The organism is Streptomyces sp. GL_141 (assembly GCF_057834385.1).
On record NZ_CM174402.1, the window covers coordinates 4,263,588 to 4,289,792 of the forward strand.

General features: G+C 70.5%; 25 protein-coding genes. 12 read left to right on the forward strand and 13 right to left on the reverse strand.

Going from position 1 to position 26,205, the window contains the following annotated elements:
- Positions 1 to 48: 48 nt before the first annotated feature.
- Positions 49 to 1,512 carry a replicative DNA helicase gene (gene dnaB, locus AC3IX6_RS18590; protein ID WP_489371484.1) on the forward strand — a complete coding sequence of 488 codons (1,464 nt, stop codon included), beginning with the start codon at positions 49 to 51 and terminating at the stop codon, positions 1,510 to 1,512.
- A gap of 10 nt (positions 1,513 to 1,522) precedes the next feature.
- On the forward strand, positions 1,523 to 2,908 hold the full coding sequence (locus AC3IX6_RS18595; protein ID WP_489371222.1) for a serine hydrolase domain-containing protein: 1,386 nt from the start codon (positions 1,523 to 1,525) through the stop codon (positions 2,906 to 2,908).
- A 9-nt stretch (positions 2,909 to 2,917) separates the two neighbouring features.
- Here AC3IX6_RS18595 and AC3IX6_RS18600 read toward each other — a convergent pair whose 3' ends face one another.
- From AC3IX6_RS18600 to AC3IX6_RS18610, 3 genes are read right to left on the reverse strand one after another with little or no spacing between them, the layout of a single operon-like run.
- Entirely contained in the window at positions 2,918 to 4,093 is a 1,176-nt protein-coding gene (locus AC3IX6_RS18600; protein WP_489371223.1) for a winged helix DNA-binding domain-containing protein, read from the reverse strand.
- 51 nt (positions 4,094 to 4,144) lie between these two features.
- Positions 4,145 to 4,609, reverse strand: coding sequence for a GNAT family N-acetyltransferase (locus AC3IX6_RS18605; protein WP_489371224.1), 465 nt, complete (start codon positions 4,607 to 4,609; stop codon positions 4,145 to 4,147).
- A 17-nt stretch (positions 4,610 to 4,626) separates the two neighbouring features.
- A complete protein-coding gene (locus AC3IX6_RS18610) occupies positions 4,627 to 5,514 on the reverse strand; it encodes a GNAT family N-acetyltransferase (RefSeq protein ID WP_489371225.1) in 888 nt (295 codons plus the stop codon).
- 166 nt (positions 5,515 to 5,680) lie between these two features.
- On the opposite strand from AC3IX6_RS18610, the gene AC3IX6_RS18615 reads away from it, so the two are divergent.
- Positions 5,681 to 6,331 (forward strand): HAD family hydrolase, encoded by a 651-nt coding sequence (locus AC3IX6_RS18615; protein WP_489371226.1) that lies wholly within the window; start codon positions 5,681 to 5,683, stop codon positions 6,329 to 6,331.
- 121 nt (positions 6,332 to 6,452) lie between these two features.
- The gene (locus AC3IX6_RS18620) at positions 6,453 to 7,664 is read left to right on the forward strand and encodes a globin domain-containing protein (RefSeq protein WP_489371227.1); all 1,212 of its coding nucleotides are present in this window, start codon (positions 6,453 to 6,455) and stop codon (positions 7,662 to 7,664) included.
- A 29-nt stretch (positions 7,665 to 7,693) separates the two neighbouring features.
- Here the strand turns inward: AC3IX6_RS18620 and AC3IX6_RS18625 are convergent, their stop codons facing one another.
- The 4 genes from AC3IX6_RS18625 to AC3IX6_RS18640 all read right to left on the reverse strand — a co-directional run bounded on the left by AC3IX6_RS18625 (position 7,694) and on the right by AC3IX6_RS18640 (position 10,335).
- On the reverse strand, positions 7,694 to 8,173 hold the full coding sequence (locus AC3IX6_RS18625; RefSeq protein WP_389689729.1) for an NUDIX domain-containing protein: 480 nt from the start codon (positions 8,171 to 8,173) through the stop codon (positions 7,694 to 7,696).
- A gap of 117 nt (positions 8,174 to 8,290) precedes the next feature.
- Positions 8,291 to 9,454, reverse strand: coding sequence for a cystathionine gamma-lyase (locus AC3IX6_RS18630; RefSeq protein ID WP_489371228.1), 1,164 nt, complete (start codon positions 9,452 to 9,454; stop codon positions 8,291 to 8,293).
- Positions 9,451 to 9,942: a low molecular weight protein-tyrosine-phosphatase gene (locus AC3IX6_RS18635; protein ID WP_489371229.1), complete on the reverse strand. Its 492-nt coding sequence runs from the start codon at positions 9,940 to 9,942 to the stop codon at positions 9,451 to 9,453. Before AC3IX6_RS18635 ends, AC3IX6_RS18630 begins: the two co-directional genes overlap by 4 nt.
- A gap of 12 nt (positions 9,943 to 9,954) precedes the next feature.
- Entirely contained in the window at positions 9,955 to 10,335 is a 381-nt protein-coding gene (locus tag AC3IX6_RS18640; protein WP_489371230.1) for a phage holin family protein, read from the reverse strand.
- Positions 10,336 to 10,425: 90 nt separating this feature from the next.
- Between AC3IX6_RS18640 and AC3IX6_RS18645 the strand changes: the two genes are divergently transcribed.
- From AC3IX6_RS18645 to AC3IX6_RS18660, 4 genes are all read left to right on the forward strand, one after another.
- A complete protein-coding gene (locus AC3IX6_RS18645) occupies positions 10,426 to 10,743 on the forward strand; it encodes a cupin domain-containing protein (RefSeq protein WP_250738593.1) in 318 nt (105 codons plus the stop codon).
- A 164-nt stretch (positions 10,744 to 10,907) separates the two neighbouring features.
- The gene (locus AC3IX6_RS18650; RefSeq protein WP_489371485.1) at positions 10,908 to 11,126 is read left to right on the forward strand and encodes a DUF5326 family protein; all 219 of its coding nucleotides are present in this window, start codon (positions 10,908 to 10,910) and stop codon (positions 11,124 to 11,126) included.
- Positions 11,127 to 11,417: 291 nt separating this feature from the next.
- Positions 11,418 to 12,155 (forward strand): IclR family transcriptional regulator, encoded by a 738-nt coding sequence (locus AC3IX6_RS18655; protein ID WP_489371486.1) that lies wholly within the window; start codon positions 11,418 to 11,420, stop codon positions 12,153 to 12,155.
- A gap of 97 nt (positions 12,156 to 12,252) precedes the next feature.
- Positions 12,253 to 12,702: an SsgA family sporulation/cell division regulator gene (locus tag AC3IX6_RS18660; RefSeq protein ID WP_243331178.1), complete on the forward strand. Its 450-nt coding sequence runs from the start codon at positions 12,253 to 12,255 to the stop codon at positions 12,700 to 12,702.
- Between the two features lie 253 nt (positions 12,703 to 12,955).
- Here AC3IX6_RS18660 and AC3IX6_RS18665 read toward each other — a convergent pair whose 3' ends face one another.
- Entirely contained in the window at positions 12,956 to 14,362 is a 1,407-nt protein-coding gene (locus AC3IX6_RS18665; RefSeq protein ID WP_489371231.1) for a YibE/F family protein, read from the reverse strand.
- A gap of 211 nt (positions 14,363 to 14,573) precedes the next feature.
- Between AC3IX6_RS18665 and thiC the strand changes: the two genes are divergently transcribed.
- Entirely contained in the window at positions 14,574 to 16,361 is a 1,788-nt protein-coding gene (gene thiC / locus AC3IX6_RS18670; RefSeq protein WP_489371232.1) for a phosphomethylpyrimidine synthase ThiC, read from the forward strand.
- A gap of 73 nt (positions 16,362 to 16,434) precedes the next feature.
- On the opposite strand, the gene AC3IX6_RS18675 is transcribed toward thiC, so the two are convergent.
- Together AC3IX6_RS18675 and AC3IX6_RS18680 are read right to left on the reverse strand one after the other, a co-directional pair.
- Positions 16,435 to 17,298, reverse strand: a complete 864-nt coding sequence (locus tag AC3IX6_RS18675; RefSeq protein WP_489371233.1) for an FkbM family methyltransferase — start codon at positions 17,296 to 17,298, stop codon at positions 16,435 to 16,437.
- Positions 17,299 to 17,379: 81 nt separating this feature from the next.
- Positions 17,380 to 18,492, reverse strand: coding sequence for a tetratricopeptide repeat-containing glycosyltransferase (locus tag AC3IX6_RS18680; RefSeq protein ID WP_489371234.1), 1,113 nt, complete (start codon positions 18,490 to 18,492; stop codon positions 17,380 to 17,382).
- 1,322 nt (positions 18,493 to 19,814) lie between these two features.
- Between AC3IX6_RS18680 and AC3IX6_RS18685 the strand changes: the two genes are divergently transcribed.
- The 3 genes from AC3IX6_RS18685 to AC3IX6_RS18695 all read left to right on the forward strand — a co-directional run bounded on the left by AC3IX6_RS18685 (position 19,815) and on the right by AC3IX6_RS18695 (position 22,548).
- Positions 19,815 to 20,240 carry a hypothetical protein gene (locus AC3IX6_RS18685; RefSeq protein ID WP_489371235.1) on the forward strand — a complete coding sequence of 142 codons (426 nt, stop codon included), beginning with the start codon at positions 19,815 to 19,817 and terminating at the stop codon, positions 20,238 to 20,240.
- Between the two features lie 118 nt (positions 20,241 to 20,358).
- Complete coding sequence (locus AC3IX6_RS18690) at positions 20,359 to 21,408, forward strand: aldo/keto reductase (protein ID WP_489371487.1); 1,050 nt, start codon at positions 20,359 to 20,361, stop codon at positions 21,406 to 21,408.
- A 309-nt stretch (positions 21,409 to 21,717) separates the two neighbouring features.
- Positions 21,718 to 22,548, forward strand: coding sequence for a hypothetical protein (locus tag AC3IX6_RS18695; protein ID WP_489371236.1), 831 nt, complete (start codon positions 21,718 to 21,720; stop codon positions 22,546 to 22,548).
- Positions 22,549 to 22,551: 3 nt separating this feature from the next.
- Here the strand turns inward: AC3IX6_RS18695 and AC3IX6_RS18700 are convergent, their stop codons facing one another.
- The 3 genes from AC3IX6_RS18700 to AC3IX6_RS18710 all read right to left on the reverse strand — a co-directional run bounded on the left by AC3IX6_RS18700 (position 22,552) and on the right by AC3IX6_RS18710 (position 26,111).
- A complete protein-coding gene (locus tag AC3IX6_RS18700) occupies positions 22,552 to 23,364 on the reverse strand; it encodes a hypothetical protein (protein WP_489371237.1) in 813 nt (270 codons plus the stop codon).
- Positions 23,365 to 23,512: 148 nt separating this feature from the next.
- Complete coding sequence (locus tag AC3IX6_RS18705) at positions 23,513 to 24,766, reverse strand: metallophosphoesterase (RefSeq protein ID WP_489371238.1); 1,254 nt, start codon at positions 24,764 to 24,766, stop codon at positions 23,513 to 23,515.
- Positions 24,767 to 24,995: 229 nt separating this feature from the next.
- Positions 24,996 to 26,111 carry a LacI family DNA-binding transcriptional regulator gene (locus tag AC3IX6_RS18710; protein WP_214954921.1) on the reverse strand — a complete coding sequence of 372 codons (1,116 nt, stop codon included), beginning with the start codon at positions 26,109 to 26,111 and terminating at the stop codon, positions 24,996 to 24,998.
- Positions 26,112 to 26,205 lie beyond the last annotated feature (94 nt).

Below are 26,205 nucleotides of genomic sequence, written 5' to 3' on the forward strand. Positions count from 1 at the left end.
TCCGCGTTGCGGACGGGAGGAGGCGGCCCGGTGAGCATGTCCGAGCCCATGGACGACCCCTGGGCCGACAGCGGTCCAGGTGACCGTCTGCCCGCCCGTACGCGCCGCAACGGCGAAGGCCGTGGCCGCGGGGACGACGACGGCGACCGGGGCCGCGAGGGCGGCTCCTGGGACGGCGGGGGCGGCGGCTTCGAGCGGGTCCCGCCCCAGGACCTCGACGCCGAGCAGTCCGTCCTGGGCGGCATGCTGCTGTCCAAGGACGCCATCGCCGACGTGGTCGAGGTGCTGAAGGGCCACGACTTCTACCGCCCGTCGCACGAGACGATCTACCAGGCCATCCTCGACCTGTACGCCAAGGGAGAGCCGGCCGACCCGATCACCGTCAGCGCCGAACTGACCCGGCGCGGTGAGATCAGCAAGATCGGCGGCGCCCCCTACCTGCACACCCTGGTCCAGTCGGTCCCCACGGCGGCGAACGCCGAGTACTACGCGGAGATCGTCCATGAGCGGGCGGTCCTCCGCCGGCTGGTCGCCGCGGGCACGAAGATCACGCAGATGGGCTACGCCGCCGACGGCGACGTCGACGAGATCGTCAACAGCGCCCAGGCCGAGATCTACGCCGTCACCGAGCAGCGGACCTCCGAGGACTACCTGCCGCTCGGCGACATCATGGAAGGCGCCCTCGACGAGATCGAGGCGATCGGTTCGCGCAGCGGCCAGATGTCGGGTGTCCCGACCGGCTTCACGGACCTGGACTCGCTGACCAACGGTCTGCACCCCGGCCAGATGATCGTCATCGCGGCCCGACCCGCCATGGGTAAGTCCACCCTCGCGCTGGACTTCGCCCGGGCCTGTTCCATCAAGGCCAATCTGCCCAGCGTCATCTTCTCCCTCGAAATGGGGCGCAACGAGATCGCGATGCGCCTGCTCTCGGCGGAGGCCCGGGTGGCCCTGCACCACATGCGATCCGGCACGATGACGGACGACGACTGGACCCGGCTGGCCCGCCGGATGCCGGACGTCTCCGCCGCCCCGCTCTACATCGACGACTCCCCGAACCTGTCGATGATGGAGATCCGGGCCAAGTGCCGCCGGCTCAAGCAGCGCAGCGACCTGTCGCTCGTCGTCATCGACTACCTCCAGCTGATGCAGTCGGGCGGCTCGCGCCGGCCCGAGAGCCGCCAGCAGGAGGTCTCGGACATGTCCCGAAACCTCAAGCTCCTGGCGAAGGAGCTGGAGGTCCCGGTGATCGCGCTGTCCCAGCTGAACCGTGGTCCCGAGCAGCGCACCGACAAGAAGCCGATGGTCTCCGACCTGCGTGAGTCCGGCTCGATCGAGCAGGACGCCGACATGGTGATCCTGCTGCACCGCGAGGACGCGTACGAGAAGGAGTCCCCCCGAGCGGGCGAGGCGGACCTGATCGTGGCGAAGCACCGTAACGGTCCGACGGCCACCATCACCGTGGCCTTCCAGGGCCACTATTCGCGGTTCGTGGACATGGCCAACACGTAGCATCCGCCCCATGGATGCCGTATCTGAAGATCTTGTCCTGCTGCCCGCGACCCGGCGTGCGCTGAGCCACCGGATCGCGGTCGCGCAGCGCGAAGGCCGGGCTCCGTCCCTGGTGGCCGCCGTGGTGCGGAGCGGAGAGGTGGTCTGGGAGGGGTCCCGGACCATGGTCGAGGGGCACGGTCCCGACAGAAACGTGCAGTACCGGATCGGATCGATCACCAAGACGTTCACCGCCGTGCTGGTGATGCGGCTGCGGGACGAGGGCCTGCTGGAACTGGGCGACCCCGTCGAGAAGTTCCTTCCGGGAACGGGAGTCGGCGAGGTGACGGTGGGCCAACTGCTGTCCCATACGGCCGGGCTGGCGGCCGAGACGCCCGGCGAGTGGTGGGAGCGCACGGCGGGCACGCTGCGGCCGGAGCTCTCGGACGTCCTGGGAGAGCGCCCCTTCCGCTTCGCGCCCGGACGGCGCCATCATTACTCCAACCCCGGCTACACGCTGCTCGGTTCGCTCGTCGAAGCCGTCCGCGGCAAGCCGTGGGAGGAAGTGCTCCGTGCCGAGGTGCTGGAGCCGCTGGGGCTGGAGCGCACGACGGCGCGGCCGGTGGCCCCGCACGCCGACGGCTGGGCGGTGCACCCGTGGGCGGACGTGATGATGCCGGAGCCCCTGGAGGACCTCGGGCTCATGGCCCCGGCCGGCCAGCTGTGGTCCACCACCGGTGATCTGGCGAAGTTCGCCGCCTTCCTCGTACGCGGCGATGCGCGCGTGCTGAGCGCCGAGTCCGTACGGGAGATGCGGACGTCGGCCACTCCCCCGGAGCCGGGCCTCGCCGATCTCGGATACGGGCTCGGGATGCAGCTGACGCTGAGCGGCGGGCGTCGGCTCGCGGGCCACAGCGGCTCGCTGCCCGGCTTCGTCGCCGGGCTGTGGCTGAGCGAAGCGGACGACGTGGCCGTGGTGGTGCTGGCCAACTGCACCTCGGGGCTGCCCGCTTCGACGCTGGCGGCCGGACTGCTGGGCATCGTCGCCGAGGCGGAGCCGCGGATCCCCGAGCCGTGGCGGCCGCTGCGGGAGGCCGATCCCGTCGCGCTGGAGCTGTGCGGGCCTTGGTACTGGGGCACGTCGGCCCAGGCCGTGCGGCTGGCCTACGACGGATCCCTGGAGCTGGGGCCGGTGGGCGGCAGCGGCCGGTCCGCGCGCTTCCGGCCGGAGCCGGACGGCAGCTGGACCGGACTGGACGGCTACTACGCCGGTGAGTCGCTGCGGGCCGTGCGGCGGCCGGACGGATCGGTGAGCCACCTCGACCTCGGCTCGTTCGTCTTCACCCGCGAGCCCTACGACCCCCAGTCCCCGGTGCCCGGCGGGGTCGACCCGCAGGGCTGGCGGGGCATCGGCTAACGGGCGCCCTCATCCCGCTGCGAGTTCACGCTCCAGCGGGGTGCGGAAGCGCGGGGTGACACGGGCCTCCCCCAACCAGGCGGCGAGCCGGACGGACTCGGCGGCGATGGCCCTCACGGCTTCGCTGCCGGGGTCGGCCAGCAGCCGGTGGACGATCTCTCCGTCGCCGCGCTGGGCCCAGCCGCCGACGATCTCACCGTTCCACCACACGGTGGGGCCGATGTTGCCGGAGTGGTCGAAGAGCGGCGGACGGTGGGCGGGGTCGAGATGGAAGCCCCGGTCCGCCCAGCCCATCGCGCTCGGGTCGAGGGCGGGCAGCAGCGCGGCCCAGGGCTCCTGGTCGGGTTCGGGCCCGGTGTCCCCGGGGCAGACGAGCGCGGTGGCGCCGTTCTCGAGCCGGACCTCGTCGGGGCCGACGGCCGCGAGGGCCTTGCGGACCTCGGTGAGGGTCCAGCCCGTCCACCACTTGAGGTCGGCCTCGCTGGCCGGGCCGTAGGAGTGGAGCCAGCGGCGGGCGATCTCGGCGCGGGCCTCGGCCGCCGGCACGGCCGGCCACGGCTCGGTGTGGACCCAGCGGTACTGGCTGGAGGTCCACGATCCCCGGGGCCGGTCCCGGCGGATCCGGCCGTCGGCGGCCAGCAGGCGGATGACACGGGTGGCGACACCGGTCTCGGTCTCGTACTTCTTGCCCCGGCCGTAGACGAACTTCCGGCGCAGGGCGGGGACGGCCGTGGAGAGCTGGCTGCCGGTGGAGGGGCCGTGGGCGTCGAGCGCGTCCAGCACGGCGCTCTCCACCTGGGCCAGCCAGTCCGCGTCGAGGCCCTGACCGTCCTCGTCGAGGTGCTTGAGGAAGGTGCGGCGCTCCTTCACGGCGATCCCCCGGGCGGCGGAGGCATCGACCAAGGGGGCGAGCTCGGTGGAGACGGCGAAGAGCGTGTTGCGCATGCTGAGCAGCCGCACGAGGGTCATGTCCTCGTACAGGGCCCGTTCGATCGTGGCGGGCGCGCCTTCGCTCAGCCGGGCGCGGGTGGAGAGGAAGACGGTCGCGGCATCGGTGGCGTGCAGGGCGACGACGGAGTCCGCGGCCCCGGACACGGTGGCGGCGCGTGCCGACGGGGCCAGCCGGTGCCTGCGGCCGAGGCGGCGGCGGCGCTCCGCGGTGGTGACGAGGGGAAGGCTGCTCATCCTCCCGATCGTAGGCCGGGCCGCCGACAGCGACCCGGCCCACACGGAGGCTCAGAGCTGGAGCTTGAACCCGACGTGGGAAGCGGTGAAGCCGAGCCGCTCGTAGAAGCGGTGGGCGTCGGTGCGGGTCACGTCCGAGGTGAGCTGGACGAGCGCGCAGTTCTCGGCACGGGACCGCTCGATGGCCCATTCGATGAACCGGGTCCCGAGTCCGCTCCCGCGTTCGTCGGCGTGGACGCGTACGCCCTCGATGATCGAACGGGTGCTCCCCTTGCGGGAGAGTCCGGGGACGATCGTCAGCTGGAGGGTGCCGACGACGCGGCCCTCGCGGACGGCGACGACCACGTGCTGGTGGGGATCGTCCGTCAGCCGCTTGAGCGCCGCCACGTACGGGGTGAGGTCGTCAGCGGACTCCCGGGTGGCGCCGAGGGGGTCGTCCGCGAGCATCGCGACGATCGCGGGCAGGTCCTCCTCGGTGGCGGGACGGATGAGCAGATTGGAATCGCTGTCGGTCATGGTCGGTTCCTCCTGGCTCAGCCGGCCGCCACGGTGAGCGGAGCCCAGCGGCGGGTCCAGTCACCGGGCAGACCGGGGATGTCCCGGGTCATCACGGTGTTGAAGGCCACGGAGCCGAGACCGCGGTCCTTGAGCCAGCCGAGCAGCTCTTCGTGGCGTACGTCGACATCGGTGCGCAGGGGCCGGTCGGTGGCCGCCGCGAGGGTGGTGACCAGGGCGCGGGCCACCCCGGTGTCGCGGGCCACCAGCGGTCCGATGACATGGGTCTCCATGTTCGGCCAGATGGCTCCGTAGCCGATCAGCTCGCCGGCCGGGTCCTCGGCGACGAGCAGCCGGTCGGTGAAGGCCGGCAGCCGGGTGACCAGATGGGTTCGGTCGGTGCCGAAGACCTCGGAGTCCAGCAGCAGGATCCGCGGGATGTCCTCGCCCCCGGCGGGCCGGACGCGGACGGTGTCCTGCGCGGGAGCGGCGGCATCCGGGCTGAAGGAGCCCCGGAGCATCTCGGCGCGGCCGGTGGTCTCGAAGCCGAGCTCTTCGTAGAGGGGCCGTCCGTACGGGGTGGCGTGCAGGGTGAGTGGAACGTCCTTGAGGACGTCGTCGCAGATGTACGTCATCAGGCGGCGGCCCAGACCCTGGCGGGCGTAGCGCTCGGCGACCAGGACCATGCCGATGGCGGCGAGTTCGGGATCGGCCAGCGGAGGTCCGTAGTGGGTGACCACACAGGCCGTGGCGAGTCCCAGGCCGTCGGGGGCGTCGATGCCGTAGCCGTGTCCGGCGGCGAGCAGCAGCCCCCACTTGTGGTCCTCGCGGGGCCAGCCGCGGTCTTCTGAGAGATCGGCGCAGTGGCGGAGATCGTCCACGGTCAGTGCGCGGATGGGGAGGGCGGTGAGGTGGGGTGGTGTCACGGCCTCAGAGTGGTTCATAGAACCGGGACCGGTCCAGGGGATTTGGTGTCGATGTTTCACGTGAAACATCCACTGCCGTCCGCCTGCCACCCGGCTGCCGTCCGTGCGGCTTCTGTGAGCGCGGCCCACTGTTTCACGTGAAACGAACGTACTAGCCTCGATGGCTATGACCCTCCTGCACCTGTTCGACCTCGACGGGACCCTGATGTACGGCACGGCCTCGCCGGTCGAGATCTCCCGGCAGCTCGGGCTGTCCCGCGAGATCGCCGAGCTGGAGCGGTCCTTCGCCGCGCGCGAGCTCCAGCCGCACCAGTTCGCCCTGGCGGCGCAGAAGCTCTGGACGGACCTGACTCCGGCCCATGTCCGGGCGGCGTTCGACGGGGCTCCGTGGCTGTCGGGGATCCAGGAGGTCTGGCAGGAGATCCGGGAGCGCGGGGACTACTGCGCGGTGATCTCGCTGTCGCCGTCGTTCTTCGTGGAGCTCTTGCTGGAGTGGGGCGCGCACGCCGCGCACGGCTCGGTCTTCCCGGAAGTGCCCTTCACCCGGCCGGTGGACGTGGCCGGGATCCTGACGCCGGAGGGGAAGGTCACGGTCGCCGACCAGCTGTGCGCTCGGTTCGGCGTGACCCGGGCCGACTGTGTTGCGTACGGGGACTCCAGCACCGACGTGGCGCTCTTCGAAGCGGTCCCGCTTTCGGTCGCGGTGAACGCCCGGCCCTACCTGGTGGAGCGGGCGACGCACGTCTACGAGGGCCGTGACCTGCGCGAGGCATACCAGCTGACAGGGGTGGCGCGCACGGGAGTTGAGGCATCTTAAGGGGAAAGTGGGTTCGAAACGCGGATTTCCCGCATTTCCCCGCAGGCTCTGGGGCGGACTGGCACGCTGTGAAACCGGGAACCACGGATTCGAAGGCCGTGGCGTGTGCAGACCTACCGAGATGCTCGAAGCGAGGCACCGCATGGACGCTCCGCCCACCAGATCGGCAAGACGGGGGCCGTCCCGGATACCGTCCGGGGACGGTGAGCCCGAGCCCTCCCCCGATGCGGTTCTCATCCGCCGGACCCTCGCGGAGATCGCACCCGTCGCCGACAAGGTGACCTCCTACTTCTACGCCGTCGTGTTCACGGGACACCCTGATCTCCGGGGGCTGTTCCCCGCCGCGATGGACGTGCAGCGCGACCGGCTGCTGAAGGCGCTGCTGACGGCCGCCGAGCACATCGACAACCCCGAGGTGCTCACCGCCTACCTGCGCCGGCTGGGCACGGGGCACCGCAAGTACGGAACCCGGCCCGAGCACTATCCGCCGGTGGGAGAGGCCCTGGTCGGGGCGCTGGCCAAGTACGCGGAGGCCACCTGGGGGCCGGAGACCGAGGCCGCCTGGGTCCGGGCGTACACCGCGATCTCCCAGATCATGATCGACGCGGCGGCCGAGGACGAGCCCAAGGCGCCGCCGTGGTGGCACGCGGAGGTGGTCTCCCACGATCTGCGCACCTCGGACATCGCGGTGATCACCGTCCGCCCCGATCAGCCCTACCCCTTCCTCGCGGGCCAGTACACGAGCCTGGAGACCCCGTGGTGGCCGCGGATCTGGCGGCACTATTCCTTCGCCTCGGCACCGCGCTCGGACGGACTGCTGTCCTTCCACGTCAAGGCCGTACCGGCGGGATGGGTCTCCAACGCGCTCGTCCGGCACGCCCGGCCCGGCGACGTGCTGCGGCTCGGGCCCCCGACGGGATCGATGGTGGTCGACCACAGCACCGACAACGGAATGCTGTGCCTGGGTGGCGGCACGGGGATCGCCCCGATCAAGGCGCTGATCGAGGACGTGGCCGAGCACGGGGAGCGGCGCCCGGTGGAGGTGTTCTTCGGGGCGCGCAGCGACGACGACCTGTACGACAAGGACACGCTGCTGGGACTGCAGCGCTCGCACCCCTGGCTGTCGGTGCGCCCGGTGGTCTGTGACGAGGGGCTCGCCGGACAACTGCCGCAGGCCGTCGGCACCCACGGGCCTTGGAGCTCGTACGACGCGTTCGTCTCGGGGCCGGCTGCGATGATCCGCAGTGGGGTGGACGCGCTGAAGAGGATCGGGATCCCCGGTGAGCGGATCCGGCACGACGAGGTGGAGGAGCTGGCGGGCGTCGCCGGCTGACTGGCGCGGCGGCGCCCGCGTGCGGTGGGTCAGCCCAGGTCGGGGGCGTGCATCGCGCGCACGCCCTCGATGTTGCCGTCGAGGTAGTGGCGCAGGGACAGCGGGACGAGGTGCACCGCGGCGATGCCGACGCGGCTGAAGGGCACGCGGACGATCTCGTACTCGCCCTCCGGTTCGTCGATCTCGGGGCCGTGCCGCTGGCTGGGGTCCATGGATTCGAGGTGGCAGACGAAGAAGTGCTGCACCTTGACGCCGGTCACTCCGCCGTCGGCGATGTGCTCGACGGTGTCGACGAAGCAGGGCACGACATCGGTGATCTTCGCGCCGAGTTCCTCGTGGAGCTCTCGGTGGAGGGCGTCGACGACGGTCAGGTCCGAGGACTCCACGCCCCCGCCGGGGGTGAGCCAGTACGGGTCGACGCCGGGTTTGGTCCGCTTGATGAGGATCAGGTCGTCACCGTCGAGCAGGATCGCGCGGGCGGTGCGTTTGACCACTGGACGTTCGGTCATGGGAGAAGAGTGGCCCAGACTTCCGCTTCTGAAACGCGCCCCGGTGAAACCCGCCGGGCCGGGATCCGGGCGGTCCGAGCTGCCGGACGGCGTGCTCGGACCGCCCGGGACGGCCGGTCAGCCCTGCGCGACCGCCAGGTCGAGTGCCCGCAGCACGTCCGCGACCAGGTCCTCGGTGTCCTCGGCCCCTGCGGAGAAGCGGATGAACCCCTCCGGAACGGCGTCGCCGCCCCACCGCCGGCGGCGCTCGGCGGTGGACCGCACGCCTCCGAAGCTGGTGGCGTCCTCGACGAGCCGCAGGGCGGCCATGAACCGTTCCGCGTGGGCGCGGTCGGCCAGGGTGAAGGAGACCACGGAGCCGAAGCCCCGCATCTGACGCGCGGCCGTCTTGTGGGACGGGTCCGACGGAAGGCCCGGGTAGCGCAGCCCGGTGACGTCACCGCGGTCGGCGAGGGCCTCGGCGACGGCGAGCGCGTTGGTCCACTGGCGCTGCGCGCGCAGCTGGATGGTGGACAGGGAACGGTGGGCGAGCCAGGCCTCCATGGGGCCGGGGATCGCGCCGACCACCTTGCGCCAGCGGCGGATGCCCGCGGCGAGCTCGGCGTCGCGGCACACGACGTAGCCGAGCAGCAGGTCGCCGTGGCCGGTCAGCCCCTTGGTGCCGCTGGCCACCGAGAAGTCGGCGCCCAGTTCGAGGGGGCGCTGGCCGAGCGGGGTCGCGAGGGTGTTGTCGACGGCGACGAGGGTTCCGCCGGCGTGCGCGGCGTCCACGAGGCGTCGTACGTCGCAGACGTCGAGCCCCGGGTTGGACGGGGTCTCCAGCCACAGCAGCCGGGCGCCGTCGAGCACCGAGAGCTGGGCGTCCTCGCCGGTGGGGGCGGTGCGCACGTGGACTCCGTACGCCTCCAGCTGTTCCCGTACGAGGGGCAGGACCTGATACCCGTCGTCCGGCAGGACGACGGTCTCGCCGGCGCGTGCCTGGGAGAGCAGGACGGCGGACACCGCGGCCATGCCGGAGGCGAAGACGACCGTGTCCACCCCGTCCAGGCCGGGGGCCTCCAGCTCCCCGATGGCCCGCTCCAGCAGGGTCCAGGTGGGGTTGGTGTCGCGGCCGTAGGCGTAGGGGCCCTCGACGTCGCCGGGCAGGTGGAAGTGGGCGGCGAAGACGGGGCCGGGCAGCGGAGGCTCGTTCTTGACGGGCTCCGGCAGACCGGCACGGACGGCGACGGTGCCGTCGCCGAGCCGCTCAGCCCTCGGGGGCACGGGGTCGGGGGCGCTCATGGGGTGTGCTCCTTCAGGGCTTCGCTCACGGCGGCCAGCAGGCCGGGGCTTGCCGCCTCGACCAGCTGCAGGCACTCCTCGAATCCGTCGAGGGAGCCGTAGTAGGGGTCCGGTACGTCGGTCTGAGCGGCGGAGGCCGCCGGGTCGTAGGACCGCAGCAGCCGGACCTTGGCGGCGTCCTCGGGGGTGGGGGCGAGCGCCCTCAGGTCACGCAGGTGCCCGGCGTCGAGCGCGATGACGAGGTCGAGGCCCGCGAACCAGGAGGCCCGGAACTGCCGGGCCCGGTGGCCCGGCTCGTACCCGGAGGCTTCCAGGACGGCCACGGTGCGCGGGTCGGCCCCGTCCCCCTCGTGCCAGCCGCCGGTGCCGGCGCTGTCGACCTCGACCAGGCCCGAGAGCCCGGCGTCGGCCACGTGGGAGCGGAAGACCGACTCGGCCATGGGCGAGCGGCAGATGTTGCCGGTGCAGACGAAGCACACGCGGTACATGGGCGCCCGGCTTCAGTTCTTGTCGGGCAGGACCATGTTCACGGCCCAGGAGACGACGGAGATGATCAGGGCGCCGACGACGGCGGTCCAGAAGCCGTCGACGTGGAAGCTGAGGTCGAACTGCTTCGCCAGCCACGAGGTCAGCAGCAGCATCGCGGCGTTCACCACGAGGGTGAACAGGCCCAGGGTGAGGACGAAGAGGGGCAGCGAGAGCAGCTTCACCACGGGCTTGACGATGAAGTTGACCAGGCCGAAGATCAGCGCGACCAGGATCAGGGAGAGTGCGCGGTGGCCCATGCTGGTGCCGTCGTCCAGCGTGATGCCCGCGAGGAGCCAGATGGCGACGGCCAGGGCTGCCGCGTTGGCAAGGGTCTTGACTACGAAATTCGTCATGTGTCTGATCGTTGCAGAGATGGTCCCGGTGGAACATCAGCTGATCTGCGGATGCTCGCCGGACGAGAGAGCACAAGGGGTACAAAGAAGATGAAGGCCTTCCGGCTGGACGAGCTCGAGGCCGAGCGGGCCGCGAACAAGGGTGCCTACTTGCAGTTCCTGCGCGAGCGGAACATGTCGGTCGGGCTGTACGCGCTGGACGCCGGGCAGAGCGATCCCCAACAGCCCCACGGCCAGGACGAGGTGTACTTCGTCGTGAGCGGCCGGGCCTCGATCACCGTCGGGGAGGAGACGACGATGGTCGCCAACGGGAGCGTGGTCTACGTGCCGGCCGGGGTGCCGCACAAGTTCCACCACATCACCGAGAACCTGAAGGTGATGGTCGTCTTCTCTCCGCCGGAAGGGTGAACGGACCCCGGGACTGAGGGTCCGGAGCCCCGTCCCCCTAGGGGGCGGATCAGGGGAGTACGGGGGCTCGAGGGCCCCCGCCGGGGGCCGTGGCCTCCTAGCATCGAGAGCAGGAAGTCACGGACTGGATGGACTAGGAAGAAGAGGTCGAGGACATGGAAGGCATCCGAGGGATATTCGAAGGCATGCCCTGGTGGGTCAAGTGGGTCGCCGTTCCGCTGCTGGTGCTGTTCGTCTTCGGTGGCGTGATCACCAGCGTCATCGGTGCGCTGATCGGCTTCCTCTTCAAGGCGCTGCTCCTCGTGGCCCTCGTCGGAGGCCTGATCTTCGTCGTCAGGAAGTTCAAGGGCGCCGAGTCGAAGTCCTCCGCCGGAGAGTGGTAGAACTGGCGCAACCAGGGTCACAGCGGGATTAACCCAGCTGAGGGAACGTGAACGGCCAAACCGCTCACAGCCCGGGAATCGGCGGATAGAGTGGCAATCTGTGCCGTTCCCTGGGCACCGAACGCCGGTAGTGCCGCTCTGACCTGCGGTTGTTGGTTACAGCCACCGAGCACGACCCCCAGGAGTCATGGCACACGCGGGGGCGGCCCCCGCAGGGCGGGCCCCCCCAAGGCTCGCCGCCACGCCTGGGGGTGAGCTTTGTCTTCGGTTCACAATGCCGGTGTGCCGACTCTGATCGGTTCGGTGCAGCGGGCACTGAGGCTGCTCGAAGCGGTGGGTTCCCATAGTGAGGGAGCCCCGGCGAAACAACTGGCGCGTGAGGCCGGGCTCCCGCTTCCCACCGCGTACCACCTGCTGCGCACCCTGACGCACGAGGGCTATCTGCGACGGGAGAGCGGAGTCTTCGTCCTGGGGGACGCCGCGGGCCGCCTGGCCGGTGGCGGGCTTCAGCAGAAACGTCGCAGCATGATCCTCGACTCCCTCGCGCACTTCCGCGACGCAGTCGGGGCCCCCGTCTACTTCGCGGTCTACCGCGAGGGTGAAATCGAGGTCGTGGGGGTCTCGGACACCCCGGCGAACCCGGCCTGCGAAGAGTGGGCCGATTTCCGCGAGACCGGCCACGCGCACGCCATCGGGCAGTGCCTGCTCGGCCAGCTCGACGAGAAGGCGCGCAAGGACTACTACGACCGTCACCCGGTCGAGGCCATCACCGCCTTCACCGTGCGGGATCTACGGGCTCTGGAGCAGCGGATCGGCTCCATGGAGCGGATGCAGCCGGTGACCGAGCGGCAGGAATACGCCCTGGGAACGGTGTGCGCGGCCATCCCCATCACGGCCGGCGACACCGCCGCGACAATGGCGATTTCTCTTCCTCTGCACCAGGAACATCGATTGCTGTATGCGGTCGATCGGCTACGGAGTGAAGTAGGCGCGCTGTTGAGCACCCTCTCCTTCTCTATCAGTATCTGAAAACTCACTCCTTGTGATCTGCTAGCGCTTCCACCACTCTTGTCAAGAGGGCCTTGGGGGATCATTCCTGGCCACTTCCACTACAGCGGGGTAGGCAATGCGCGAGTCGGTACAGGCAGAGGTCATGATGAGTTTCCTCGTTTCCGAGGAGCTCTCGTTCCGGATCCCGGTGGAACTCCGGTACGACGCTCGTGACCCCTACGCAGTCCGCCTGACCTTCCACCTTCCCGGAGATGCGCCCGTGACCTGGGCGTTCGGCCGGGAGCTCCTTCTGGACGGCATCAACAAGCCGTGCGGTGACGGCGATGTCCACATCGCCCCGACCGACCCGGAGGAGCTGTCCGATGTCCACATCCGGCTGCAAGTAGGCGCAGACCGGGCTCTCTTCCGTGCGAGCGCGGCGCCACTCGTGGCGTTCCTCGACCGCACCGACCGGATCGTTCCGCTCGGCCAGGAGCGCAACCTCGGGGACTTCGAGGAGAACCTCGACGAGGCGCTCGACAAGATCCTCGCGGAGTCGCAGCAGAACGAGCAGAACGCGGGCTGACGCGAGTCCGGCCGGACACCGCCTGACCAGGGTGTGCCGGCAAGCGTCAACGCACCATCCGGATCAAGCCGCATGACGGCACCATCAGCAACGGCGCCGCCTGCATGACGGCACCATCAGCACCACGGCACCACGGCAGCACCGCACCACCGCACCACGGCTCAGCGTGCCGACGCGCTGAGCGCTCCACCTTGCCGTTCCTCACGGCCGGCCGTGTGCGCGATCTGACCAGTTGCGCCCGCCGGTCCGCCTTTCAGCGCTTGCGTCGCCGGCCCCGGCCGCCGCGGAGCGGCCCCGAGGCCGCCGTGGCCGCCGGGGATTCCGCGCGGTCCGCGGACACCACGAGTGCGGCCAGGGCCGTCGTCACGGGTACCGAGGCGACCAGTCCGATCGAGCCCACGAGGGTCCGTACGATCTCTTCCGCGACCAGCTCGCTGTTGGCCACCGAGCCCATGCTGCTGTTCGCGATCGAGAACAGCAGCAGCAGGGGCAGCGCCGCGCCCGCGTACGCCAGTACCAGGGTGTTGACCACCGAGGCGATGTGGTCCCGTCCGATGCGGATGCCCGCCCGGTAGAGCCCGCGCGGGCCCATCGACGGGTCGGCCTGGTGGAGTTCCCAGACCGCGGAGGTCTGAGTGACGGTCACATCGTCGAGTACGCCGAGCGATCCGATGATGACACCCGCAAGCAGCAAACCGCTCATGTCGATGTTCGGGTAGAGCCCGTGGATCAGCCCGGTGTTGTCGTCCGTGTTGCCGCTGAGGAACGCCCAGTCGATGAACAGCGAGCCCAGCAGGCCGATCAGCAGCAGCGAGATGATGGTGCCGAGGACCGCGACCGAGGTGCGGGCCGTCAGCCCGTGGCACATGTAGAGCGCGATCAGCATGATCGCGCTGGCTCCGACCACGGCCACGACCAGCGGATTCGACCCCTGCAGGATCGCCGGGAGGATGAAGAGGGTCAGCACGGCGAAGCTGACGACGAGGGCGATGAGCGCGAACAGCCCGCGCATCCGCCCGACGAGGACGACCGAGAGGGCGAAGATGCCGGCGAGCAGGGCCATCGGCAGCTTGCGATTCACGTCGATCACGGAGTACTGGAGATCCCGGGGCGCGTCCGGGGCGTAGGCGACGACCACGTCCTGGCCGTCCGTCAACTGCCGTGGTGCACCCGGCTGGACGATCTCCACGAACTCGCGGCCCTTGTCCGGTCCGCTGCCGACCTTGATCGTGGCCTTCTTGCATTCGCCGTTCTGCGCGGCCAGGGCCTCGCGCCCCTCGGGGGTGGAGGTGTCGCCGGTGGGCGGGACCTGCGCGGCGTTCACGGATTTGCAGTCGACGTGCTGGAGGGCGACGACCGTGCCCTGCTGGGTCTGCCGGTCGAAGCCGACCCCGGTGCGCTCGTGGCCCGGCGCGCCGCCGGGCCAGAGCACCACCATGCCGATCACGACGGCAGTGGCGAAGGGGATCAGAACGGCCGCGATCACCTTGCGCAGGTGCTTCGAGACGGGGGCCGCCGGGCCATGGCTGTGCGCATGTCCGTGGGAGTGCCCGGGAGAAGGGGCCGGCGAGTGACCGGGGTCCGCGTGCGTGTGGCCTGCGTGGCCGGCGTGACCAGCGGGATCCGTGGGGTCGGTGGGGGGCTGCGGCGAGGACGTCACTGGCTGATCATCGCAACAGATGAGGGGGCCCACTGTTCAGCACGCCACACATGACGCTAGCGTGGGGGCTACTTTGCACAACGCGGGAGCTCGGAGCACCGGGCTGAGAGGGCGCTGATCACCGTTCGCATTCGAATATGCGTACGGGAGGAGGCTGCGTCGACCGCCGAACCTGTTACCGGGTAATGCCGGCGTAGGGAGATTAGGTCTCATGACCATTCAGGACGCACGCACGCCTGCCGTCAGCCAGGACGCCGACGGCCAGACCGAGCGCCAGCCGGGCTGGCACAAGGGGTACGTGGCGGGCTCCCGCCCCGACATCCGGGTGCCGGTTCGCCAGGTCCACCTCACCAACGGCAAGGACGTGACGCTCTACGACACGTCCGGTCCGTACACCGACCCGCAGATCGAGACCGACGTGCGCCGGGGCCTGCCGCCGCTGCGCGAGAACTGGATCATCAGCCGCGGCGACACCGAGGAGTACGCGGGCCGCCCCGTGCGCCCCGAGGACGACGGCATCAAGCACACCTCGCCGCGCGGTGGCCTCAAGAACCTCGACGCGGTCTTCCCGGGCCGTCCGCGCCAGCCCCGCCGCGGCCGTGGCGGCGTCGCGGTCACGCAGCTCGCGTACGCCCGCCGAGGCGAGATCACCCCGGAGATGGAGTACGTCGCGATCCGCGAGAACGTCTCCCCCGAGGTCGTCCGCGAGGAGATCGCCGCAGGTCGCGCGGTCATGCCGGTCAACGTGAACCACCCCGAGATCGAGCCGATGATCATCGGCAAGCGGTTCCTGGTGAAGGTCAACGCCAACATCGGCAACTCCGCCGTCACCTCCTCGATCGAGGAGGAAGTGGACAAGATGACCTGGGCGACCAAGTGGGGCGCCGACACGGTCATGGACCTCTCAACCGGCCGCAACATCCACACCACCCGCGAGTGGGTGCTGCGCAACTCTCCCGTGCCGATCGGCACCGTGCCGCTGTACCAGGCGCTGGAGAAGGTCGACGGCCGCGCCGAGGACCTGACCTGGGAGATCTACAAGGACACGGTCATCGAGCAGGCCGAGCAGGGCGTCGACTACATGACGGTCCACGCCGGCGTGCTGCTGTCGTACGTGCCGCTGACCGCGCGCCGCAAGACCGGCATCGTCTCCCGCGGCGGCTCGATCATGGCCGCCTGGTGCCTGGCGCACCACAAGGAGAACTTCCTCTACACGAACTTCGAGGAGCTCTGCGAGATCCTCGCGGCGTACGACGTCACGTACTCCCTGGGTGACGGCCTGCGCCCCGGTTCCATCGCGGACGCCAACGACGCGGCGCAGTTCGCGGAGCTGAAGACGCTGGGCGAGCTGAACACGATCGCCAAGCGCCACAACGTGCAGACGATGATCGAGGGCCCCGGGCACGTCCCGATGCACAAGATCAAGGAGAACATCGACCTTCAGCAGGAGATCTGCGAGGAGGCGCCGTTCTACACGCTCGGCCCGCTCACCACCGATGTCGCGCCCGCGTACGACCACATCACCTCGGGCATCGGCGCCGCGATGATCGCCTGGTGGGGCACCGCGATGCTCTGCTACGTCACGCCCAAGGAGCACCTGGGCCTGCCGAACCGCGACGACGTGAAGACCGGTGTCATCACGTACAAGATCGCGGCCCACGCGGCGGACCTGGCCAAGGGCCACCCGGGCGCCCAGGAGTGGGACGACGCCCTGTCGGACGCGCGGTTCGAGTTCCGCTGGGAGGACCAGTTCAACCTGGCCCTCGACCCGGACACGGCCCGTGAGTTCCACGACGAGACCCTCCCGGCCGAGCCGGCCAAGACCGCGCACTTCTGCTCCATGTGCGGTCCGAAGTTCTGCTCGATGAAGATCTCCCAGGACATCCGCCGCCAGCACGGTGGCGACCTGGGTGCCGAGGAGATCGAGGCGGGCATGGCGGAGAAGTCCGCCGAGTTCGCGGCCGCGGGCAACCGCGTGTACCTGCCGCTGGCGGACTGACCTCCCGCCCCGGCACACACGGACGGCCCGCGACACCGAGGGGGGAGTCGCGGGCCGTCCGTCGTACGCCGTGTCAGCCCAGGGCGGCGAGGTAGCGGTTCGGTGCGTCCGGGGCGGCGAGGTTCCGCACGCTCAGCTGGTTGAGGCAGTAGTAGGCGAGGTCGGTCGAGTCGTAGACGTGGTGGGCGATCAGGGCCAGCTGCCCGAGCTGCTCGTCGGTCATGGACTCGGGACGGCCGAAGTCGCGCACGTACACGACATCGGCTTCGAGGAGCTGGTGGCGGGCCTTGCGGAAGTCGCCGCCGAAGACCACGGGGGCGATCGGCCAGCGCTTGATCGCCGCGAAGGCGTGCGGGATGAATCCCTGGCCGCGCAGTTCCTGGTCCACGTCGCCGAACACGGGCTGGTTCTCGTACAGCGGGACGAAGGAGACCTCCGTGTGCACGGCTACGGCCCCGGCCAGTTTTTCCCGGGCGCCCTGGAAGACCATCAGCTCGGCGCCCTGGATGTCGATCTTCAGCAGGTCGAAGGCGCCGACCGCTTCGACGTCGTCCAGCCGACGGGTGGACACCTGGACCTCTTCGCGGATCCGGCCCCATGCGCCGAAGCCGTTGAAGAGCCCGAGCCTGTTCGGGTCGGGGCGGAACAAGCTGGTCATCCCGGAGCTGGTGGCCACGCAGAGCGTGTGGGTGCCGCCGTCGCCGAGGGCGTCGGGCAGGTAGGTCTCGTACGGGCCCTTGCGGCGTTGCAGTGTTTCCAGGGCCTCGGGCTGGGGCTCGAATCCGGTCACTCTGCACAGGCCGGCCTCGAGCATGCCCCGGTACGGCGGGTCCCCGTCGATCGGGTTGGCGCCCACGTCGACGATGTGGGTCGGACGGGCCGGCTGCACCAGGTCGAGCAGGGGGGAAACGGGACGGGGCGAGACCGTGACGGTCATGGGCGCTCTCCGGGTATCGAGCTGACGAGGCGTGACGAGGGCGTGACGAGGGCGTGCCGAGGGCATGACTAGGGCGGACGGTCAGGCGAAGGCCCGGGATCCCAAGCCGAGCTTGCGCCGCGCGAACTCGAGGTTCGCGAGGACCCGGTCCTGCTGGTCGTCGGGCAGCTTGCCGTCCTGGAGCAGGCGTTCGCAGCAGTCCAGGGACTCCTGGTACTCCCCGGTCCAGTAGGCCGCCACCGCGAGTTCGTCGAGCGCGCGCCAGTCGTGCCAGGCGAACTCGACGAAGAGGATGTCGTCCGGGTGCGGCACCCGCACTGCCTGCCGGGCGAACATGTAGGCGAGGGGCCAGCGGCTTTCGAGACGGCAGAGCCGGGCGAGGTCGCCGAGGGCCTCGGCGCGCGAGGGACGGCTCTCGTGTGCGCGGAGGTAGCGGTCCATGACCTCGGCCGACGGCCTCTTCAGGGTGACGGCCAGCCGTGCGGCGTAGAGCTGCGCGCAGTAGGTCTCCTCGGCCCAGCCGCCCATGGCCACCCGGCGGTCGTACGCGTCGAGGGACTTCTCCGGCTCTCCCGCGTCACGCCAGCTCTGGGCCAGGTAGAAGGCGTAACGGGCGTTGCCGGGCTCCTTCGCGAGGCCTTCGGTCAGGACTTCCGCATCGCGCAGGTACTTGGCCCGCTGGCCTTCCTCCCGGAAGCGGGCCCCACCGCCGACGGAGAGGATGTTGAAGCCCTCGATCACGTCGCGGCCGTACTCGGTGCCGCAGTCGATGTACTCGTGGAGCACGCCCACGTACCGCCAGGGCAGCCGGGTGGCGACCAGCGCCGGCCGCCAGTGGACGATCGGGCCGTCGTGCAGCGCCACCTGGTACGCGTCGAGCGTCAGGTCCGGCATGCGGAACCCGGGCTGGATCTGCATCTCGTCGTCGCCGTCGATGAACAGCAGGTAGTCGGCGCTGGAGCGCGCGAGTTCGATCGCCTCGGTGCGGCTGCCGTCGAATCCCTTCCACGGCCGGTCGTGGAGCGTGCCGGGCAGATCGGCGAAGCAGTCCCGGATGACGTCCTGGGTGCCGTCGGTGGAGCCCGTGTCCACGATCACCCAGGTGTCGATCAGGGGGCGCACCGACTCCAGGCACTTCCGGATCGTCGGCGCCTCGTTCTTGACGATCATGTTCAGACAGATGGTCGGCCTCACCGCAGCACCCTCTCGTCGGACGGATCGCGGGCGACGTTAGGGAGTGCGGCTGCCGTTGGGTCGGCGGCACGCCGGTGGCGCTACCCCCCGGTGGGCGTCGGCGCAGCCGTTCGGGGGGGTCCGATAAGCCGTTCTGCTGATTAAGATCCCGGGCAACTCAAGATCCCGGCGGCTCCGCCCGTAAGTCCCAGGGACGTTCGAACTCGCAGCCGGGGCGTCGATCGTTCCGGCTCGCCTTCCGTTCCCGAGGAGCGCTGCAGATGAGTCGTGAGCACCAGACCAAGCTCCGCCTTGGTCCTGTCCCCCGTAACCGAGCCTGGATGGCGGGAGGTGCCCTGGCCTCGCTTTCCCTCGTACTCGTGGGCATGGCCACCCCCGTCATCGCGGCGGTCAAGCCGACGGTCACGGCCGTGAGAGCCACCGCCCCGTCGGGCGGCGGAGGCGAGGACTGCGAGCCGCACGACGGGCCGCCGGAGGACAGGTACCGGGGCGGCGGGGACGACGACGGGCACGGCGGCTGGGGAGACGACGAAGGGCGCGACCACCACGACGGGCATGATGACGACTGCCCGGCCGTCGGTCCGACGGGCCCCACAGGCGCGACGGGTGCGACGGGTGCCGATGGTGCCACGGGTGCGACGGGTGCCGATGGTGCGACGGGCGCGACGGGTGCCGATGGTGCCACGGGCGCGACGGGCGCGACGGGCGCGACCGGCCCGACGGGTGCCACAGGTGCTGACGGTGCCACGGGCGCGACCGGCACCGACGGTGCCACGGGTCCGACCGGCCCGACGGGTCCCACGGGTGCTGACGGTGCGACCGGTGCTGACGGTGCCACGGGTGCGACCGGCGCCACAGGTGCTGATGGCGCTACGGGTGCGACTGGCGCCGATGGTGCGACGGGCGCTGATGGTCCGACCGGTCCGACCGGTCCGACCGGCCCGACGGGTGCCACGGGTGCTGACGGTGCCACGGGTGCGACCGGTGCTGATGGTGCGACGGGTCCGACGGGTCCGACCGGCCCGACGGGCGCTGATGGCGCCACGGGTGCGACTGGGGCCGACGGCGCGACGGGTGCCGACGGTGCGACGGGTCCGACCGGTGCGACGGGTCCGACCGGTGCGACCGGCGCGACCGGTGCGACCGGTGCGACCGGCGCAACGGGTGCCACGGGTGCCACGGGTGCCACGGGTGCCACGGGCGCAACGGGTGCGACGGGTGCGACGGGTGCGACCGGGACGACCGGTGCCACAGGCGCGACCGGGGGGTGCAACGCCATCGCCAACTACAAGCCCGCCGCCAACCGCGAGATCAAGGCGGTAATGATCAACGGGGTCGCCTACGTCGGAATCCGGGGTATCCAGCCGAACGCGACGCCCTTCGACTGGCACAACCTGACCATCGCCGCGCGGAACCCGGGCTATCCCACCGGACTTGCGTGCGGAATCGCCGTCGATGAACACTCCAACGGTGCCAACATCGAGATCGCGACCATCGACGGGCGGGTCTTCGAGACCTTCTGCTCAGTCAACAACATGACACCGTCCCTGGACTGCGGGACGGCGATGGCTACGCACCCGTGGACCGAGGTCGTCCCCGGCCCCACGAGCGCTCCCCCGACGAACGTGGCCGCCAAGAACCAGCCCTTCAAGAGCCCGCCCGCCAAGAAGCCTGCCGTAAAGCACCAGGCTGCCAAGAAGCCGGCCGCCAAGCACACGGTCGACAAGGGCAACAAGCACCGCCCCTGACGACAGCGGTATGACCCACCAGTGAACCCAAGTGCCGGGCCGCTCCTGAGGGAGCGGACCGGCGTTTGTGTGCTTGCGCTGGAGCGCGCTCCAACTCCTACAGTGCGGGCCCATGAGCATGCGATACCGAATTCTGGGTGGGACCGGCATCGAGGTCAGCACGCACTGCCTCGGCACGATGATGTTCGGCGCGGTCGGCAATCCGGATCACGAGGAGTGCGCGCGGATCATCCACGCCGCGCTCGACCACGGGATCAACTTCGTGGACACCGCGGACATGTACTCCGCCGGGGAGTCCGAAACGATCGTGGGCAAGGCCCTCAAGGGCCGGCGGGACGATGTCGTCCTCGCGACCAAGGTGCACTTCCAGATGGGCGAGGGCCGCAACCGCAGCGGGAACTCCCGGCGCTGGATCGTGCGTGCCGTCGAGGACAGCCTGCGCCGACTGGACACGGACTGGATCGACCTCTACCAGGTGCACCGGCCGGATCAGGGCACGGACGTCGAGGAGACCCTGTCCGTCCTGGGCGACCTGGTCCGGGCCGGCAAGATACGGGCCTTCGGCTGCTCCACCTTCCCGGCCGAGGACATCGTCGAGGCGCACCACGTCGCCGAACGGCGGGCTCTGCCGAGGTTCCGGACCGAGCAGCCGCCGTACTCGATCCTCGCGCGCGGGATCGAGAGCAGTGTGCTGCCGGTGGCCCGGAGGTACGGGATGGGCGTCCTGACCTGGAGCCCGCTCGCATCCGGATTCCTGAGCGGGAAGTACCGGCTCGGCAGCGCCGTCGACATGACCTCCGGGCGTGCGGCGCTCACTCCGGCCCGCTTCGACCCCGCGGTTCCGGGCAATGTCGCGAAGCTGGAGGCCGTGGAGCAGCTGGTGGAGCTCGCCGGCTCCATCGGCTGCACGTTGCCCGAGCTGGCGGTGGCCTTCCCACTGGCTCATCCCGCCGTCACCTCCGTGATCACCGGTCCGCGGACCATGGAGCAGCTGGAAGCACTGGTGAAGGGCGCCGGGCTGGTCCTCGACGATGCGACCCTCGACCGGATCGACGAGATCGTGGAGCCGGGCCGGAACCTGTACCACCCGGACGGCGCCTGGCGCTCGCCGGCGCTGGCGGACGTCGGGCAGCGGCGGCGGGTGCTCGGTGACCGGTCCGCCGGCTAAGGGGGCGAACGCTCCGATGTTTCACGTGAAACAGAGACGGTGTTTCACGTGAAACACGGTGCCCGGAAGCCGGCCCTGACCGGCCTGGGGGCGTCACCGAGACAGGGCACACGTGCGGCATGCCCGGGCGCAGACCCGTGTGGCCGTGCGGCAGGCCGCCAAGTGGCGGTGTGCACTGAGCCGTTCCGCTGACGGATGGGCGTGCCGATCGGACTCGCGGGGTCGGGGTCTTCAGGATGGCCCGCGGAGACCGGTCACATTTACGGACTTCGCAGATCGATTCGATCCGGTGTGTGCGAGGAGCGGTACATGAGTTCTGAGAACAACGCCCGTACCTACCTGGGGCCGTTGCCCCGACGGGCCGGCTGGCTGACGGGAGGCACGCTCGCCTCGGTGGCGCTGGTGCTGGCGGGCCTGACGACTCCGGCGGTCGCGCTGGCCGCGGCGCCCGGGAGTCCGGACCGCTGCAAGTCCCAGCACCAGAGAGCGGGTGCGCCGGCGGCGGCTCACGGCGACGACTGCAAGGTGGGCCCGCGCGGCCCGCGCGGACCCAAGGGAGACAAGGGCGCGACGGGCCCCACCGGCCCGCGGGGCGCGACCGGTCCGACGGGGCCGCGCGGCTACCCGGGTGCGACGGGTGCGACCGGTCCCACGGGCGCCACCGGTGCGACCGGTCCGACGGGAGCCACGGGTGGGACCGGTCCGACGGGCGCCACCGGTCCGACGGGCGCCACGGGTGCCACCGGTCCGTGCAATGACATCGACAGCCTCTCGCCCTCGAGCACCGAGGACTTCCACGCTGCCCTGGTCGGCGGGGTCGCCTACGCGGGGATTGCGTCCACGCAGGGCGGCGTGCCGGTCTGGCAGAACATCAGCGACGTCGACGACAACCCGGGTTTCCCGGTCGGCCTTGCCTGTGGCATCTCCATCTTCGCCCACGACAACGACGCCTTCATCAAGGTGCTGACCACGACCGGCCAGGTGTTCCAGACCCACGGAGACGTGGGCGGCGGTGACTTCACCTGGAACGAGGCCTGGACCCAGCAGCTGCCGGCTCCGAACCCGATGCTCGGACTCCGCAGCAAGGGCATCGAGTGGAAGGGCGACCTGGCCCACTCCGGCTCGCCGAACGGCCAGTAGCGCTCACTTCGGCTCGGTCTCCGGGCCGCCGAAGTCCGGACTGGTGAAGTCCGGAGACGTGTAACCGGGACGGGGCCCCTCAGCCGGGGCCCCGGGACTGGTGAAATCGGGCCGGGTGTATCCCAGGTTGGGGATGCGCCCGGTTCCCGGCTTTCTGGGGGCCGGGAAGCCGGCCCCCGCGCTGGGATCGGCCAGCGCGTCCCGGAGGAACGGCACGATGCCCCGCTCCAGCAGGGCGTTGCGCCAGGCCTCCCGGGCCCGCGCCACCTCGTCGGGCACCGCCTCGGTCTCGTCCGCCACCACCTCGGTGGAACTGTTGCGGACGGCCGTCACGAGCAGCCCGATCACGGCGAAGAGCAGTGCGGCCGCGGTGAGTCCGCCGAAGAGCCAGCCCGCCGTCAGCATCGTGTCGGCGAAGGCCGGTTCCGGTTCGATCATCTTCAGGATGTAGCCCACCAGCAGGAAGATCAGCATGGCGGTGCCGGCCAGGACCGGTGCGAGGACCGCGACGATGGCGCTGACGCCCGCGCCACCGTCCTGCCCGTAGCCCTCCTCCCCCGTCGTTCCGGGGGTGGACAGGACCTCGTCCTGCCGCTCTTTGCGGACCTTCACGTAATGGTCGTACTCGGCCGCGGCCGCGGCCGTCAGCAGTCGGGTGGCCCCCATGGCCATGGTGCGCAGCTGTTCGGCGTTCAGCCGTTCGCCGAGGGCGGCGAGCTCGGGCCGGGCGCTCGCCGTGCGCAGCGCCTCGTCGAGGAGCCGATCGAACTCCGGTCGGTCTTCGGTGAGCAGGTGCGGAGCGCTGGTCATGTGCATCCCCCGATGCTCCGTGGGGACCGGTATGTCCGTGTTGAACGGGGCGCCGGCACAAACGGAGGAGAGCCTGCTACGGATAGAGCGATGGTAGAGCGCCCACGCCGTGCGTCGACAGGGGCTTTCCGGAAATACCCAGCTCCGGGAAGCCTCAGTCGTTCAGCGGGAGTTGCACGACGAGCAGTTTGCCCGCCATCGTCACGCCGCCGTCCATTGCGATGGCCAGGCCGTCCGCGTAGACGTGCGGGCCGACGACGGCCTCGGGACCGTGCGCACCGTCACCGTCCTCGGTGCCCACCTCGCCCAGCAGGTACGGGATGGGGCTGTGGCCGTGCACGACGCGGCTGCCGCCGTAGGTGCCGATGAGCTCGCGTACGGCCTGGGGGCCGGTCTCCTCGTCGCGGAAGGCGAAGCGCTTGGTGAACTTGCGGAACAGGTCCCAGGTGATGTCGGCATCGTTGCGGTTGAGCAGCTCGTGGATGGTGTCGTTGACGTCCTCGACCGAGTCGCCGTAGTCGAGGTAGGCGGTGGTGTCCGAGTGGAGGAGCAGGTGGTCGTCCACCAGGACCGCGGCGTCCAGCCGGGACATCCACTGGAGGTGGACGTCCTGCAGGCGGTCCATGTCGGTGCGCTGACCGCCGTTGAGGAGCCAGGCGGCCTGGAAGGTGGCGGTGCCGGCGCCGGAGACGATGGGGGTGTCCCCGAACCGCTTGGCGCCGATGAGCAGCAGCTCGTGGTTGCCCATGAGGGCCTTGCAGTAGCCGCCCGCGGCGGCGGCTTCGGCGGAGAGCCGCATGACGAGGTCGATGACCCCGATGCCGTCGGGTCCGCGGTCGGTGAAGTCGCCGAGGAACCAGAGCCGGGCGTTGCCGGCGGACCAGTTGTGGTCGGCGTCGATGAGCCCCTGGAAGCGCAGTTCGGCGACGAGTTCGTCGATGTAACCGTGGACGTCGCCGACGACGTAGAGCGGGCCCGGGCCCTCGCCCGGGGTCTCCTGGGGGACGTACTGGATCTGAACGGTGTCGCCGGGCCCGCCGAGGGCGCCGCGCCCGATGACGGGGAGATCGCGCTGCGTCGGCGTGTACCCGTCGGGGTCGCTCTCCTCCGAGGCGTGACCCATCGGGTGGGCGGCGGGCTCTCCGAAGGCGCCGGCGGCGCCGTACGGGGCTTCGTGGCCGTACCCGTGCTGCGCGGGGACGGGAGCCGGGCCCGCGTCGTAGTAGGCGGGGTACGCGCCGTAGACGGGGGCGTCCGCCCCGAAGCCCTGGCTTCCTGGCAGGCCGCCCGATCCGGCTGCTGCGGCTCCCGGGTGCACGGCATGCGAGGCGGGTTCGGCGACCGGCAACCGGAAGTCCCGCTCGGTGTCCGTCCGCACCGCGGGTCCCTGACCGGCCCCCTGAGACATCGACCCCTCCACCACCGTCGCGCTGCCGTACACCTGCGGACCCACCCGCCTCGGGGGCGGAGGGTCCGTGATGTCGTGCGCCCATCATAGGAATGCAGCTCGCGCTCTGTGACGCACCAGGGGTGGTGAATCCTGGTCGGAGCTGGCCCTTCCTACCGGTTTCTCCCGATATGAGTGTTGCTGAAATCCTCGGCGGGGCCGGCGGCCCCGCCGTTGGGCCGGTTGGTGGTCAGTCCTGTGCCGGGGATCGGGGCGGACTGACGGTAGTTCGGGGCTGCCTGCGCTGGGACGAGGTACGGATGATCAGCTCGGTCGGGATGACCTGTTCGACGGGTCCGCCCGTGTCGACGCCCTCGATGGCGTCGATGAGCAGCTGGACGACGGCGGTGCCGATGCGGCGCGGTTTGAGGGACAGGGTGGTGATGGGCGGTTCGGTGTTGGCGTACACGGTGGATTCGCTGCAGCACACGAGCAGAAGATCCTCGGGAACGCGCAGGCCGTAGCGCCGGGCGGCGGCGAGCAGGTCGGTGCCGTTGGGGTCGAACAGGCCGTAGACGGCATCGGGCCGGTCGGGCCGGGCGAGCAGCCGGTCGGCGGCGACGGCGCCGGCGCACGGATCGTGGGCGGGGTAGGACTCGTAGACGGGATCTTGGCCCACGCGCTCGCACCAGCGCAGGTAGGCCGTCGTGGAGAGCCGGGTGTAGGTGTCGGTGGTGGTGCCGGTCAGGAGCCCGATGCGGCGTGCTCCGGCGGCGGCGAGGTGGTCGAGGAGGCCCAGGACGGCGGCCTCGTGATCGTTGTCGACCCAGGCGGTGACGGGGAGTGAGCCGGCCGGGCGTCCGTCGGATACGACGGGCAGACCCTGGCGGACCAGTTCGGTGACGACGGGATCGTGGTCGGAGGGGTCGATGACGACGGTGCCGTCGAGGGCCACGTTGGACCAGACGTCGTGTCGGGAGGTGGCGGGGAGGATGACGAGGGCGTAGCCGCGAGCGAGCGCGGCGGAGGTGGCGGCCCTGGCCATCTCGGCGAAGTACGCGAATTCGGTGAAGGTGAAAGGTTCATCCCCGTACGTCGTCACGGTCAGGCCGATGAGGCCCGACTTGCCGGTACGGAGGGTGCGGGCCGCCGCGGAAGGGCGGTAGCCCAGCCGGTCTGCGACCTCGCGAACGTGGCGGCGGGTGGCGTCCGGCAGCCGTCCCTTCCCGTTGAGGGCGTCGGAGACGGTCGTGATCGAGACGCCCGCCGCGGCGGCCACGTCCCTGATGCCGGCCCGGCCTTGTCGGCCGGCGGCCCGCCGGGTGGTCTCGGTCCGGCTCACCTGATGCTTCCCTGCTGCTGTCATGGCGAGCCGATAGTAGGGCTCGGTGGGCAGCGCGGTCCGGATGCATATGCACGCGTTGACAGGCACGATTCTGCACGGTTCGCCACCCCCAATG

Bases quoted from the DNA above. Each gene is read 5' to 3' on its own strand.
- AC3IX6_RS18640 (WP_489371230.1), bottom strand. From the start codon at position 10,335: ATGACGAATTTCGTAGTCAAGACCCTTGCCAACGCGGCAGCCCTGGCC.
- AC3IX6_RS18625 (WP_389689729.1), bottom strand. From the start codon at position 8,173: ATGACCGAACGTCCAGTGGTCAAACGCACCGCCCGCGCGATCCTGCTC.
- dnaB (WP_489371484.1), top strand. From the start codon at position 49: ATGGACGACCCCTGGGCCGACAGCGGTCCAGGTGACCGTCTGCCCGCC.
- AC3IX6_RS18710 (WP_214954921.1), bottom strand. From the start codon at position 26,111: ATGACAGCAGCAGGGAAGCATCAGGTGAGCCGGACCGAGACCACCCGG.
- AC3IX6_RS18660 (WP_243331178.1), top strand. From the start codon at position 12,253: ATGCGCGAGTCGGTACAGGCAGAGGTCATGATGAGTTTCCTCGTTTCC.
- AC3IX6_RS18675 (WP_489371233.1), bottom strand. From the start codon at position 17,298: ATGACCGTCACGGTCTCGCCCCGTCCCGTTTCCCCCCTGCTCGACCTG.
- AC3IX6_RS18595 (WP_489371222.1), top strand. From the start codon at position 1,523: ATGGATGCCGTATCTGAAGATCTTGTCCTGCTGCCCGCGACCCGGCGT.
- AC3IX6_RS18685 (WP_489371235.1), top strand. From the start codon at position 19,815: ATGATCAACGGGGTCGCCTACGTCGGAATCCGGGGTATCCAGCCGAAC.
- AC3IX6_RS18620 (WP_489371227.1), top strand. From the start codon at position 6,453: ATGCTCGAAGCGAGGCACCGCATGGACGCTCCGCCCACCAGATCGGCA.
- AC3IX6_RS18605 (WP_489371224.1), bottom strand. From the start codon at position 4,609: ATGACCGACAGCGATTCCAATCTGCTCATCCGTCCCGCCACCGAGGAG.
- AC3IX6_RS18600 (WP_489371223.1), bottom strand. From the start codon at position 4,093: ATGAGCAGCCTTCCCCTCGTCACCACCGCGGAGCGCCGCCGCCGCCTC.
- AC3IX6_RS18700 (WP_489371237.1), bottom strand. From the start codon at position 23,364: ATGCACATGACCAGCGCTCCGCACCTGCTCACCGAAGACCGACCGGAG.
- AC3IX6_RS18695 (WP_489371236.1), top strand. From the start codon at position 21,718: ATGAGTTCTGAGAACAACGCCCGTACCTACCTGGGGCCGTTGCCCCGA.
- AC3IX6_RS18645 (WP_250738593.1), top strand. From the start codon at position 10,426: ATGAAGGCCTTCCGGCTGGACGAGCTCGAGGCCGAGCGGGCCGCGAAC.
- AC3IX6_RS18705 (WP_489371238.1), bottom strand. From the start codon at position 24,766: ATGTCTCAGGGGGCCGGTCAGGGACCCGCGGTGCGGACGGACACCGAG.
- AC3IX6_RS18690 (WP_489371487.1), top strand. From the start codon at position 20,359: ATGCGATACCGAATTCTGGGTGGGACCGGCATCGAGGTCAGCACGCAC.
- AC3IX6_RS18635 (WP_489371229.1), bottom strand. From the start codon at position 9,942: ATGTACCGCGTGTGCTTCGTCTGCACCGGCAACATCTGCCGCTCGCCC.
- thiC (WP_489371232.1), top strand. From the start codon at position 14,574: ATGACCATTCAGGACGCACGCACGCCTGCCGTCAGCCAGGACGCCGAC.
- AC3IX6_RS18630 (WP_489371228.1), bottom strand. From the start codon at position 9,454: ATGAGCGCCCCCGACCCCGTGCCCCCGAGGGCTGAGCGGCTCGGCGAC.
- AC3IX6_RS18615 (WP_489371226.1), top strand. From the start codon at position 5,681: ATGACCCTCCTGCACCTGTTCGACCTCGACGGGACCCTGATGTACGGC.